The organism is Desulfofundulus luciae, assembly GCF_030813795.1.
GTDB classification, from domain to species: Bacteria; Bacillota; Desulfotomaculia; order Desulfotomaculales; family Desulfovirgulaceae; genus Desulfofundulus; species Desulfofundulus luciae.
On sequence record NZ_JAUSUX010000003.1, the window covers coordinates 1 to 12,777 of the forward strand.

At 58.9% G+C, this 12,777-nt stretch carries 12 protein-coding genes, 1 pseudogene and 1 riboswitch; of the genes and pseudogenes, 10 read left to right on the plus strand and 3 right to left on the minus strand.

Annotated features, from left to right (window positions below):
* Positions 1-165: 165 nt before the first annotated feature.
* Entirely contained in the window at positions 166-1,212 is a 1,047-nt protein-coding gene (locus tag J2Z49_RS02420) for an Rpn family recombination-promoting nuclease/putative transposase (protein ID WP_307399524.1), read from the plus strand.
* A gap of 174 nt (positions 1,213-1,386) precedes the next feature.
* A pseudogene (locus J2Z49_RS14875) lies at positions 1,387-2,429 on the plus strand (Rpn family recombination-promoting nuclease/putative transposase).
* A gap of 212 nt (positions 2,430-2,641) precedes the next feature.
* Here J2Z49_RS14875 and J2Z49_RS02430 read toward each other — a convergent pair.
* A complete protein-coding gene (locus tag J2Z49_RS02430) occupies positions 2,642-3,094 on the minus strand; it encodes a type II toxin-antitoxin system VapC family toxin (RefSeq protein WP_307399526.1) in 453 nt (150 codons plus the stop codon).
* Positions 3,072-3,305: a hypothetical protein gene (locus J2Z49_RS02435; protein WP_307399528.1), complete on the minus strand. Its 234-nt coding sequence runs from the start codon at positions 3,303-3,305 to the stop codon at positions 3,072-3,074. Before J2Z49_RS02435 ends, J2Z49_RS02430 begins: the two co-directional genes overlap by 23 nt.
* Before the next feature lie 171 nt (positions 3,306-3,476).
* Between J2Z49_RS02435 and J2Z49_RS02440 the strand changes: the two genes are divergently transcribed.
* A complete protein-coding gene (locus J2Z49_RS02440) occupies positions 3,477-4,238 on the plus strand; it encodes a fumarylacetoacetate hydrolase family protein (protein ID WP_307399530.1) in 762 nt (253 codons plus the stop codon).
* Positions 4,239-4,303: 65 nt separating this feature from the next.
* Here J2Z49_RS02440 and J2Z49_RS02445 read toward each other — a convergent pair whose 3' ends face one another.
* The gene (locus tag J2Z49_RS02445; RefSeq protein ID WP_307399531.1) at positions 4,304-4,816 is read right to left on the minus strand and encodes a DUF6125 family protein; all 513 of its coding nucleotides are present in this window, start codon (positions 4,814-4,816) and stop codon (positions 4,304-4,306) included.
* 215 nt (positions 4,817-5,031) lie between these two features.
* A riboswitch (cobalamin riboswitch) is annotated at positions 5,032-5,226 on the plus strand.
* 109 nt (positions 5,227-5,335) lie between these two features.
* On the opposite strand from J2Z49_RS02445, the gene thiC reads away from it, so the two are divergent.
* From thiC to J2Z49_RS02480, 7 genes are all read left to right on the plus strand, one after another.
* The gene (gene thiC, locus J2Z49_RS02450) at positions 5,336-6,634 is read left to right on the plus strand and encodes a phosphomethylpyrimidine synthase ThiC (protein WP_307399533.1); all 1,299 of its coding nucleotides are present in this window, start codon (positions 5,336-5,338) and stop codon (positions 6,632-6,634) included.
* Between the two features lie 3 nt (positions 6,635-6,637).
* The gene (bzaB, locus tag J2Z49_RS02455) at positions 6,638-7,912 is read left to right on the plus strand and encodes a B12 lower ligand biosynthesis ThiC-like protein BzaB (protein ID WP_307399535.1); all 1,275 of its coding nucleotides are present in this window, start codon (positions 6,638-6,640) and stop codon (positions 7,910-7,912) included.
* A 28-nt stretch (positions 7,913-7,940) separates the two neighbouring features.
* Entirely contained in the window at positions 7,941-8,957 is a 1,017-nt protein-coding gene (locus J2Z49_RS02460; RefSeq protein WP_307399538.1) for a methyltransferase, read from the plus strand.
* Positions 8,958-8,973: 16 nt separating this feature from the next.
* On the plus strand, positions 8,974-9,540 hold the full coding sequence (locus J2Z49_RS02465; protein ID WP_307399540.1) for a DUF2284 domain-containing protein: 567 nt from the start codon (positions 8,974-8,976) through the stop codon (positions 9,538-9,540).
* Between the two features lie 71 nt (positions 9,541-9,611).
* Positions 9,612-11,231 carry a B12-binding domain-containing radical SAM protein gene (locus J2Z49_RS02470; protein ID WP_307399542.1) on the plus strand — a complete coding sequence of 540 codons (1,620 nt, stop codon included), beginning with the start codon at positions 9,612-9,614 and terminating at the stop codon, positions 11,229-11,231.
* Between the two features lie 159 nt (positions 11,232-11,390).
* Positions 11,391-12,527 (plus strand): MFS transporter, encoded by a 1,137-nt coding sequence (locus tag J2Z49_RS02475; protein WP_307399544.1) that lies wholly within the window; start codon positions 11,391-11,393, stop codon positions 12,525-12,527.
* Positions 12,524-12,694 (plus strand): hypothetical protein, encoded by a 171-nt coding sequence (locus tag J2Z49_RS02480; protein WP_307399546.1) that lies wholly within the window; start codon positions 12,524-12,526, stop codon positions 12,692-12,694. The genes J2Z49_RS02475 and J2Z49_RS02480 overlap by 4 nt, the downstream gene beginning before the upstream one ends.
* Positions 12,695-12,777: the final 83 nt, after the last annotated feature.

A 12,777-nucleotide genomic window follows, 5' to 3' on the forward strand; every position in this document is an offset into this window, starting at 1 on the left:
CAAGGCCGCTGCCTTGAAGCTAATGTTTTTGAGCGGTGAGGTCTCATAACGGGAAAAAATTTTTGTGGAGATACCTACTGGATCTTGACACGGACCGGTCCAGTTCCGCCTCATGTCAATCTCCGGCTGGATGTGGTATAATACAGCCACAGGAGGAATGAACCCGTGCCGGACAAAAGACAGCCCCACCGTTCCCACGACAGAGGATACAGGGAACTTCTCTCCAGCAAGCGTGCATTTCTGGAATTGCTCAAGACCTTTGTTCATGAGGAATGGGCGAAAGACATAGACGAAGACAGCCTGGTGCGGGTGGAGAAGTCCTATATCCTGCAGGACTTCAGCGAGAAAGAAGCAGACATCGTCTACCGTCTGAAGGCGAAAGGTAACGACGTGATATTCTACATCCTGCTGGAACTGCAGTCCACGGTGGACTACCTGATGCCCTTCCGGCTGCTGCTGTACATGGTGGAGATATGGCGGGACATTTACAACAACACGCCGGAGGACGAGCGGGAGCGCAAGGGATTCCGGCTGCCCGTCATCATTCCGGCGGTACTGTACAACGGTGCAAACAACTGGACCGCCGCCCTGCGGTTCAAAGAGATACTGGCCGGGTACCGGCAGTTTGAGAAGCACGTGTTGGACTTCCGGTACGTCCTGTTTGACGTCAACCGGTACGACCCAGAAGAACTCTACCGGGCGGCCAACCTGGTTGCCAGCATATTTGCGCTGGACCAGAAGATGAGCGCGGAAGAACTGGTCAGGCGGCTGTGGAAGCTGGCTGGCGTGCTGAAGAACCTGGGGCGGGACGAATTCAGGCAGTTTGCCGCCTGGCTTTCCCACGTATTCAAAGCCAGGCTGCCCGGGCCGCTACGGGAAAAGGTTGACAGGATTGTAAGCGAAGTCAACCCGTGGGAGGTGGAAAAGATGATTACGAACCTGGAAATAGCCCTTGAAGAGATGCAGCAGCAGGCAGAGATGCGCGGTTTGATTAAAGGGAGGGCCGAAGGCAGGGCCGAAGCAAAACAGGACGCCATCTGCAAATACCTCAGGAGGAGGTTCGGCGATGCATCTGCCGGCCTGCAGGAGAAAGTCCGGGAGATGACCAGCCTGGAAGTGCTGGACGGCGTAATGGAGGAACTGTTTGCCGCCAACACCCTGGAAGAGGCGCAGGCCATTATCAGGGACGGCATTGAGAGGTTTATGCAGTAAAGGGAGTAAAAATAGTGCCAGGCACTTAACTTATTAACTTATCGAGCCCCGGTCCCGCGCCGGCGGGGCTTTTTCTTTTCACTGCCGGTGTACGGTTCAGTATCCGGTCCAGTTCCGCCTCATGTCAATCTCCAGCCGGATGTGGTATAATACAGCCACAGGAGGAATGAACCCGTGCCGGACAAAAGACAGCCCCACCATTCCCACGACAAAGGATACAGGGAACTTCTCTCCAGCAAGCGTGCATTTCTGGAATTGCTCAAGACCTTTGTTCATGAGGAATGGGCGAAAGACATAGACGAAGACAGCCTGGTGCGGGTGGAAAAGTCCTATATCCTGCAGGACTTCAGCGAGAAAGAAGCAGACATCCTCTACCGTCTGAAGGCGAAAGGTAACGACGTGATATTCTACGTCCTGCTGGAGCTGCAGTCCACGGTGGACTACCTGATGCCCTTCCGGCTGCTGCTGTACATGGTGGAGATATGGCGGGACATTTACAACAACACGCCGGAGAAGGAGCGGAGGCGCAGGGGATTCAGGCTGCCGGCCATTGTTCCCGCCGTCCTCTACAACGGCAGGAGGAGCTGGACGGCCTGCAGGAGCTTCAGGGAATACCAGTCGGGGCACGAGCGGTTCCCCGGTTACCTGCTGGACTTCTCCTACATCCTTTTAGCGAAGAGGACCTGTACCGGGCGGCCAACGTGGTGTCCAGCGTGTTTTACCTGGACCAGACCGTGGATCCCCTGGAGCTGGTGGTCCGGCTCAGGAAGCTCGCCGGCGTACTGAAAGGGATGACTCCGGAGCAGTTTCGTCAGGTGACGGTGTGGCTGAAGAACGTCATCAAGCGCAAATTGCCGGTACACCTGCGAGAAGAGGTGGAACGCGTGCTGGAGGAAAACGATCCCCGGGAGGTGGAAAAGATGATCACCAACATAGAACGGGCACTGGATGAGATGAAGAGGCAAGCTGTGATGGAAGGCGTATTGAGAGGGAAGGCCGAAGGCGAGGCCAGGGGTAAGGTTGAAGCAAAGCAGGATGCCATCTGCAAGTACCTCAGGAGGAGGTTTGGTGATGCATCCGCCGGCCTGCAGCGGAAGGTCCGGGAGATGACCAGCCTGGAAGTGCTGGACGGCGTAATGGAGGAATTATTTGCCGCCAACACCCTGGAAGAGGCGCGGGCCATCATCAGGGACGGCATTGAGAGGTTTATGCAGTGAGCGGTGCCAAGGTGCCAGGCACTTAACTTATTAACGTATTGGGCGTGGGCCTTCCCCGGCAGCTACGCCAGCGGGGGTTTACTTTTCAAACAGGCCACCCCGGGTTGAGCTCACTTCCAGACCATGGGACTCCTAAAAGTGCCTAAAAGTGCCACGCGAAAAACCAAGAAGTATCTTTCCGCGACCGCCTTCAAGCTGGAAAGCAAAAGTCCCTACCGCCCGCGGCTGGCAAGGGAGGCGGGAGGCAGGCGTAGAAAACCAGCTACTTCGAAATGAATGTCGAATGCCGCTGCTTCGGTGATTCCAAGGCGTCGCATAAGTGCAAAACTCGTACAGTCCGTAAAACTGAATTTCTGATCGCTATACCTGGAAAATATTTCCCACGCCGACTCTTCGTCTTCCGGCGTTATGCGTAAAATATTTACAAGTTTACTTTTTCGCAGGCTCTGCCCATATGTAACCGCCACGCGGTGACCAAAATTATAGCGCAGAATGGTCATCAATTCATCAAAAATAAAATTCGTCGTCACAAGAGGAACCGGGGAGTTCTCCAGGAACTGGACCGCTTCACGATGATGGGGGTCGTCTGCGTAGGCGTGGGCGTAAAAAAAGCTGGTATCCACAAAAATCTGCCGCAACATATCACGTCCTGTAAAGAGCTTCATCTAAACTTTCGCTGGTCAAGTTTTTGAGTAATGGCTCACGGGCGATCCCTGCTACTTCAAGAAGAGGTTCCTTTGCGTTTTGTCCGCTTTTATTTGCCTTGCTGGCAATGAGTTCCCGTAAAACGGCTGATATGGAGCGGCCCTGCCGGGAGGCCAGTTCACGCAGGAACTGGTACTGCCACTCTTCCACTACCACCTGCATGCGCCTCATACAAGCATCACCTTAAGCTTATAGTTATTACACACTTAATTATTACACATTACACATCTGTTGTCAAGTAATGCCACTGCCAATAAATGGACACTTACCCCCAAATGTGTAAAAAGTATGGTAAAATAATAAAGCATCAAAATCTCATCAACTGTAGCAGGGGTGTTTGTTTTGCGTATTGGTCGTTTTCATCACAGGGGAGAAATTTTCTACGGCATAGTTGAAGATGAGATGGTTCTACCGGTGGCCGATCCCTTTCAATCTTTGGAACCGGTATCCGGGCGGCAGTTCGCCCTGCCGGAGCTGGACCTGCTGGCTCCCTGCCTGCCCACCAAGGCGGTGTGTGTGGGGCTCAATTACCGGGACCACGCCCTGGAGCTGGGTATGGCCCTGCCGGAGGAACCGGTCCTGTTCCTGAAGCCATCCACCGCCGTGATCGGCCCCGGGGAACCCATTGTTTACCCGGCCATGAGCCGGCAGGTGGACTACGAGGCCGAACTGGCGGTGGTGATCAGGAAAAAGGCGCGGCACGTGCGGGAGGAAGAAGCGGTCGAGTACATACTGGGCTATACCTGTGCCAACGACGTTACCGCCCGGGACCTCCAGAAAAAGGACGGGCAGTGGACCCGGGCCAAGTCGTTTGACACCTTCCTGCCCCTGGGTCCCTACATCGTCACCGGCGTTGACCCGGGGGACAGGGAAGTTTCGCTCTACCTCAACGGGGAGCGAAAACAGCACTCCTCCACAGACCAGTTGATCTTTCCGGTATACCGGCTGGTTAGCTTTATCTCCCGCATCATGACCCTTTTGCCCGGGGATGTCATCCTTACCGGCACGCCTGCGGGGGTAGGGCCGGTGCAGCCCGGGGACACGGTGGAGGTGGTTATATCCGGCATCGGCCGGCTGGCAAACGTAATAGTGCCGGGCACTTAACTTATTAACTTAGAATTTCCCCCTCCCGGCCTCGTGCCGGCGGGGCTTTTTGTGTGCGCCCGGCTTCAATCAATCCAGAATTCCCAGGCGCAAAAGTATTCTTCCGGATGTTCATCGGGTGGACAGCAGATGCAGCGGGTTTTTATGCGCGGGTCTATGGCCCGGGCAAAGCCGGCATACTCCACCAGTCCGACAGTTTTGCAGGGGAAGTCGGGCAGGTTTTTTCTTTTGCGGGCGGACTGCACCCGGCAGTCATTCATGCGGAAAATGATCCGGTTTTCGTCCACATCAACGATTTCCTGGCGATTGAGCAGGGCGTACATGCGGTAGCCCAGTGCCTTTTTCAGAGCCGGGATGCCCCCGTTTTCCGGGATGCCGTGCAACTGCATGATCCGCCTGGCTTCATTCACCGTGAATTGTTCCCAGGCTGCCGCGTCGGCCCTGATGGCCGCATCCATACCACGCTCCCGCTCTACGGCCTGGAACCAAAGACCATCGTGGGCCAGCCAGCGTTTGGCAAAGTCCCCTAACACGACCAGCAATTCTTCCCTGGTAAGCTCGGAAAACTGGTTGGACATTCTCTATCTCCCTACCTTTCCCTTCCCGGATTATTAATAATTATTAATCTTTTAAAAATAATACCACATCTTTTTGGACATTTCTATAGAATCGATAGAATAAGATGATGTCAGGCCGCCGCCCCGGACGGTGCTTACCAACCTCTTTAAGATTATGTGCCTGACTGAAAAATTGTTCTTGATGCCCCGGGCCGGTTGTGGTAAAATAATAGCAATAACTGAATAGTCAAACAGGTGCCCCACAGGGGGAGAATAGGGAAGTCCGGACGGGTGGCATACCACCCGGAAACGGCGCGGTCCCGCCACTGTAGTCGGGGAGCTTATCCCGGTCACTGGGGTTTGGCCGGGAAGGCCGGGATAAAAAGCGATGATCCGTTAGCCAGGAGACCTGCCTGTTTGAGAGAATGGCTGCTCTCGCGCGGAAGGGCGGCCGTGCGCGGAGGATGATGGTAAAGTCCTCAGCCAGGTAAAGTTTTGGCTGGGGACTTTTTATTTTACTTCCATGGAGGTGGGTCGAAAATGCCAACGCAAATGGCCAGGGCCCTGGCCGGGGAGATTACCCCCGAGATGAAAAGGGTGGCCGAGCGGGAGGGGGTGGATCCGGAATTCGTCCGCCGGGGAGTGGCGGAAGGCACCATCGTCATACCCCGCAATCGCACGAGAAAGAACATCGATCCCGTGGGCATTGGAACGGGCCTGGCTGTGAAGGTGAGCGCCAGTGTGGGCCTGGCGGGGGAAGGGGACACCATCGAGGGCGAGGTGGCCAAGGTGCGTGCCGCCGTGGAGGCCGGGACGGACGCCATCATGGATTTGAGCGTGTGCGGGGATATTGACGGTGCCCGGCGGGCCGTGCTGGCCGCAACCACCACGCCTGTGGGCACCCTGCCCGTGTACCAGGCCCTGGCCGAAGCCCGGGAGAAGTACGGGGCGGCGGTCAAAATGAAGGTGGACGATATGTTCGAGGTAATCGAGCGGCAGGCGGCCGACGGGGTGGATTTTCTGGCCCTGCACTGTGCCACCACCTGGCAGACCCTGCGGGCGGCCAGAAAGCACCGCCGCGTCGATTACCTGGTCAGTCACGGGGGCAGCCACTTAATGGGCTGGATGATTTACAACCAGCAGGAGAACCCCCTTTATGAGCATTTCGACCGGCTGCTGGAGATCTGCCGCCGCTACGATGTTACCTTGAGCCTGGCCGACGGGTGGCGCCCCGGCTGCCTGGCCGATTCCCTGGACGCGGCCCAGGTGCAGGAGCTTGTGGTGCTGGGGGAACTGGTGGCCCGGGCCCGGCAGCAGCAGGTGCAGGTGATGGTGAAAGGGCCGGGGCATGTCCCCCTGGGGCACCTGAAGGCCACCGTGCAGCTGGAAAAGCAGCTCTGCCACGGGGCGCCCTATTTTGTCTTCGGTCCGGTGGTTACGGACATCGCTCCGGGATACGACCATATTACGGCGGCCATCGGCGGGGCCCTTTCGGCCTGGGCCGGGGCGGAATTTCTCTGTTATGTCACCGCCGCGGAGCACCTGGGACTGCCCGATGTGGAGCAGGTGCGGGAAGGGGTCGTTGCCGCTCGCATTGCCGCCCATGCAGCCGACGTGGCCAGGGAGCCCCGGGCGGCGCAGTGGGACCTGGAAATGTCCAGGGCACGCAAGGCCCTGGACTGGGAGAGGCAAATCGAACTGGCCCTCGACCCCGGCCGGGCCGGTGCCCTTCGCCGGGAGCGCAGCCGCGGTTCTCACCGGGCATGTGCCATGTGCGGCAAGTACTGCGCCATGCAGGTGGTAGGGGAATATCTGGGCAAAGAGCAGGGGGTGTGTTAGGTTATGACCCAGTTGTTGGCGGCCAGGGAGGGTCGCATCACGCCGGAGATGGAGGAGGCGGCCCGGCGGGAGGGAGTGGATCCGGAATTTATCCGCGCCGGGGTGGCCGCCGGTACAATTGTTATACCGAAGAACAGGTTGCGGAGAGGAGTCCGGACCTGCGCCATCGGGCGGGGCCTGCGGACCAAGGTGAATGCCCTCATCGGCACCTCCAGCGACCGGGACGACCCGGAAATGGAGGCCCGCAAGATCGAGGTGGCCGTTTCCGCCGGGGCCGATGCCATTATGGACCTCTCCACCGGGGGGGACATCGACGGCATGCGCTTCTTAAGCCTGGAAAGGGCCACGGTTCCCGTGGGAAGCGTGCCCATCTACCAGGCGGGCATTGAGGCTATCGAGAAGAGGGGCGGCATTGTGGCCATGACCCCGGAGGACATGTTTGAAGCCATAGAAAAGCAGGCCGCCGCGGGCATTGATTTTATGGCCATTCACTGCGCCCTGAATTTTGAGGTGGTGGAGCGCCTCCAGAAAACCGGCCGGGTGACGGATATTGTCAGCCGGGGCGGCGCCTTCCTCACCGGCTGGATGCTGCACAACAGGAAGGAAAATCCCCTCTACGAGGACTTCGATCGGGTGCTGGACATCCTGCGGGAGTACGATGTCACCTTGAGTCTGGGCGATGCCATCCGCCCCGGGTGCATTGCCGATTCCCTGGACGGCTCCCAGATCCAGGGCCTGCTGGTGGCCGGGGAACTGGTGGCCCGGGCCAGGGAAAAGGGAGTGCAGGTGATGGTGGAAGGGCCGGGGCACGTGCCCGTCCACCACGTGGAAACCACCATGCTCCTGCAAAAGCAGCTCTGCCACCAGGCCCCGTATTTTGTCCTGGGCACCCTGGCCATTGATGTGGCTCCGGGGTACGATCATATCACCGCGGCCATCGGCGGCGCCCTGGCCGGGGCTTCCGGGGCGGACTTCATCTGCTACGTCACCCCGGCGGAGCACCTGGGACTACCCACGGAAGAAGATGTGCGGGTTGGGGTGATGGCCGCCCGCATTGCCGCCCATGCCGCCGACATTGCCAAGGGCGTCAAGGGGGCCTGGGAGTGGGATTTAAAAATGGCCCGGGCCCGGGCTTCCCTGGACCGGGAGGCCGTGGCCGGCCTGGCCATCGACCCGGCCCTGGTGCGCTGTTACCTTGAGAAAGAAAAAGGGGAACCGTGCAGCGCCTGCGGCGATGAATGCGCCCTGCGGCTGGTCTCGGAGTATTTTCAGCAGTAATCCCACCATCCTTGAAGGTGGCAGGTAAATGTTTAAAAGAGATGCGCGATCTTCCTTAAATGGCTGGTATATAATGGACATCTGCCGCGGCCACTGGGCGGCCCAAGTGCTTTTTACTGCCGTGGACCTGGGCCTTTTCGACGTCCTGGCCCGGGGCGCCCAAACTCCCGCCCGGGTGGCCGCGGCCCTGGGCACCCACCCGGAAGCCACCGCTCGCCTGCTGGTTGCCCTGGAGGGACTGGGGCTGGTGGAAAGGGAGGGCGAGTTTTACCGCAACGCCCCCCTGGCCGACCGCCACCTGGTACGGGGAAGAGATGCCTACCTGGGCCATGCGGTGCACCACTTTGCCAACCTGGCCGAAGGGTGGTCCCGGCTGGGCGAGGCCGTGCGCACCGGCCGCCCGGTGGGTTTCGAGGCCGTGGAACGGGCGAACTATGAAGAGCGCCTGCGGGATTACATCCTGGCCATGCGGGACCAGGCCCGGCTCAAAGCGGAGCAACTGGCCGCCGCCCTGGATTTAAGCGGTTGTGAACGCATACTGGATTTGGGCGGCGGGCCCGGGGTGTATACCGTTGCCCTGTTGAAGAAAGAGCCCGGGGCACGGGCCACCATCCTGGACCTGGCCCCCACCCTGAAGATTACCCGGGAACTGGTTGAAGCGGCGGGGATAATGGGGCGGGTGGAGCTATGTGCCGGGGACTTTACCAGGGATGAACTGGGCGAAGGGGTTTACGACCTGGTCCTTGCCTCCAATGTGGTGCACATTTATGACGCCGTCACCAACCGGCGGCTCATGTGCCGGGTCTTCCGGGCCCTGCGCCCGGGCGGACAGGTGGTGATCCACGATTACGTCCTGGCTGAAGAGCCTTCCCTGGAAGCCGCCCTCTTTGACCTGAACATGCTGGTGGGCACCCTTACCGGCCGGGTGTACGGCGTTCAAGAAATGGGCAGCTGGCTGGAGGACGCCGGTTTTGAGGATGTGATTTACCACCCCCTGACCGCAGGCAGCGGGCTGTTAAAGGGGAGAAAATGGACTGGTAAATAGAAGGGAGGAGGAGCCGTTGACCGGCCCTTTAAAAAATAAAGGGGGGCCCGTTACCGGGCCGGCTGAAGCCGTGGCCCTGGATGACCTGGTGGAACATCTCTGCCGGGTGGCCCGGGAAGCCGGGGCAACGGAAGCCAGGTTGATAGATGTCAAAACGGTCACCGTGGCCCCCTGGGTGCGGTGGAAATGCCGGTACGGGTGTCCGGGGTACGGCAGGAGCCTCACCTGCCCTCCCTTCAGTCCCCGGCCCGAGGAGACGGAAAAAGTGCTGGGATGCTACCGTACGGGCATACTTTTTCTGGCTCCGGCATCCTGGCTGGTGCGTTACCTGGCTGCCCACCTGGAGCACCTGGCCTTCCGGGCCGGTTATTACAGGGCCTTCGGGCTGGGGGCGGGACCGTGCGGCCTGTGTGAAGAGTGCAATACCGGGGGGACGTGCCGCCGTCCGGGGGAGGCCCGCCCTTCCCTGGAGGCCTGCGGCATCGATGTCTTCCAGACGGCACGCAACAACGGCCTGAATCTAACCCCGGCCCGGGAACCGGGAGAACCCTGCCCCCGGGTGGGCCTGGTGCTGCTGGAGTGAAAAATCGCTTTGTTAACTGCAAAGGGCCTGAACATTACCCTTAACGTTATTTTTCGGCGAGGTGACCTGCCATGCGGATTTTGCTCCTCAACCCACCCCTGTTGACCGATCCCTTTACCGATGACCTGGTGGTTAACGCCCCCCTGTCGGCCTGCCTGCTTACCGGTTATGCCGGGGCCTGTTTAAAGCAGGCCGGATTGGACGTGACCGTTATGGATGCGGACCTGGCCGGCCTGGACGTGGCTCAAACCAGGAAGAAGCTGCTGGGGGAAGACTTTGATTTGCTGGGTGTGCACTTAAAATTCCTGTGGGAACGGACGGCGGAAATAATGGCCATGCTGCAGGTCGTGAAAGAAGAAAAACCCCGCATTCACCTCAACCTCTACGGCCATTACCCCACCTTTGCCTGGGAACCGCTGTTGCGGCAGTTTCCCTTTGTGGATTCGGTGGTTCTGGGGGAGCCGGAGTTAACCATTACAGATCTGGCCCGGCGCCTGGCCGGGTTGGACAGGGGAGCCTGGCAGGAAACCCCGGGGTTGGCTTTCAACAGCGAGAAGGGGGCGGTGCAAAATCCCCCGCGCTGTGCCATCACTGACCTGGACGCCCTGCCCTTCCCCCTGCGGCCTTCTCCGGAGCTGGCCGCCCGGCGCAACATGCACAATTACATCCTGGGCAGCCGGGGCTGTTTTGGCCGCTGCAATTTCTGCTACCTCAGTTCCTTTTACGGACCCGGCACAGTCTGGCGGGGGCGCAGCCCGGCCAATATTGTGGCCGAGATCGAAGAGGTATACGGCTCCACCGGCAACCCTTCCTTTTACTTTGCCGACGCCAACTTTTTCGGTCCCGGGGAAAGGGGGCGGCAGCGCGCCCTGGAACTGGCCGGCCGCTTGAGGCAGATGGACTTCCCTCTGGTTTTCGGCCTGGAATGCCGGGCCTCCGATGTGGATGAGCGGGTGTTTTATTCGCTGGTGGAGGCCGGCCTGCGGGATGTATTCCTGGGTGTGGAAAGCGGCTCCCAGAGCGCCCTGGACCGTTTTCAAAAGGGCACCACCGTGGTCCAGAATGAAAGGGCCATTACTATCTTACGCCGGCTGGGTCTGAACATCTCCCTGGGTTTCATTAATTTCGATCCCGGTACCACGCTGGAGGAAATCCGTGAGAACCTGGACTTTCTGCAGCGCATGGAGTTGCTGGACTGCCCCTCCACCACCGCCCACCTGTTTTTTCACCGCCAGGTCGTCCTGCGGGGAACTCCGGCCTACAACCAGCTGCTGGCCCGGGGTCAGTTGAGGCCTGTGGGGTTTACCGCCCATGAGGGGGAATATACCATTGCCGACGTCCGGGCGGAAGCGGTGGCCCGGGTGATGGGTGCTGTGGCCCGGCGGGTGCTGGAGATTACCGGAGGCGAAGATATGTACACCGCCAGGGGGCCAAAAGTAAGTTGCTGCGGGGGCAAGGGCAATGGAGGCTCCAGTGTTGACTGCGAAATTGTTACCGCCGGTGGCGGCAGGCCTTCCGCGCCACCCGGCAGTGGGCGGCAGCAATTGTACCGGCGGTTAAATCTTTTCCTGCAGGATTTCCTTTCCCGGCTTCTGGATGCCGCCGGCAGGGGAGAACTGAACCTGGGCACGGTGGCCGACTTTGTTGCCGCGGGGCAAACCGGGATAGAGGAGATAATGAGAATCTCTTAGCAGGGCTGCCGGAAGGCAGCTTTTTTCTCCGGTTACAGCCGGTGGCGGTACCGGCAGGGTAATATTTTCTATGGACTAACTGATGGGAGAGAGCTAAACTAATTATCGAATAATAAATTTGCCGGGAAGGTTTTTCATCTCAGAAAGAAGGCATGCTTTTTGGGTACATATCCGGAGCCTGAAACAAATGCCGCCATACAAAGGACGCCCCATATCCTGTTCATCAGCCTGGTTAATTTTTTGCTCAACTTTGCCGTGCAGGGCTCTCTTATCTTCATCCCCCTGCTGGGAGCCCAACTGGGGGCCAGGGACTGGCAAATCGGCCTGGTGGGGGCGTCTTACGGGGCGGCTTTTCTTTTTTCTTCCCTTTTTTGCGGCTGGAAGTCCGACTCTTTGGGAAGGCTTTTATTTGTGCGCCTGGGACTGGCCGCCAGCGGCCTGGCCTTTGCCGCCCAGGTACTGGCGCACTGCCTTCCGGTGTTGATCCTGGTGCGCTCCGCCGTGGGCCTGGCCCTGGGAATTACCACCGCGGCGTTGATTGCCTATGCCTTTGAGTCCGGTGCCGATATGGGCAAATTTAGCTCCTACGGCTCCCTGGGCTGGATCTTCGGCGCCCTGGGAGCGGCGTTGTTAAAGGAATTCAACCTGCTCTTTATTACCAGTTTTGTTTGCTGTGTGGCCGCATTTATCCTTTCCTTTACTTTCCACGAAGCAGCCGTCAAAAGGGGGAGGATTCAGCCCAAACTCTGGCTGGTGGTACGCCGGAATTTCCAGATCTACCTGGCCGTATTTCTGCGCCACCTGGGGGCAACGGCCGTCTGGATTATCCTGCCCCTGTACTTCTCCTCCCTGGGCATGAACAGGTTTTGGATAGGACTTCTCTGGGGAACCAATTTTACCGTACAGTTTTTAGTCATGCGTTTTTTAGAGCGGTTTAACGAGAATAAAGTATTTGCCTTTGGTCAATTGCTCTCCATCGGAGTCTTTACGGCCTATGCCTTTGTTACTGCGCGGCCGGCCCTGTTTGCGGTGCAGACCCTCCTGGGGGTGGCCTGGTCCTGCCTTTACGTGGGCGCTCTGCTTATTGTCCTGCGGAGCGGGGAAGAAAGAGGTACCGCCAGCGGCATCTTCCAGTCCACCTTAAACCTCTGCAATGCCGTGGGCCCCTTCCTGGGCGGGTTGATTGCCGAGCTGTGGGGATACCGGGGGGTGATGCTTTTCGCCGCCGGGCTGGGGGTGGCCGGCCTTCTGGTGGCCGTGCCCGCGGCCCGGGAAGTGCCCGGGCATTCAGCTTGAAGAAAAAAGCGAGGGAAACTCCAAAACTCCCACCTTCCATCCGGCGGCAGTTTTTCGGGGGGAGAGAAAAGCTGGAGCTGTTGCAACAGGACATGGAAAAGGCTGCCCGTGAAATAGGCATACGTCCCCTGGGCAGGGCGTTTCATGGAAATGCTGCCAAAGCATAACTGGTTCTTGCCGCCAGGAACCGGTTATGCTATTATATTTTTAACAATAAGTGCATCGTGCTAATAGCTGAGGTGCGCTATTA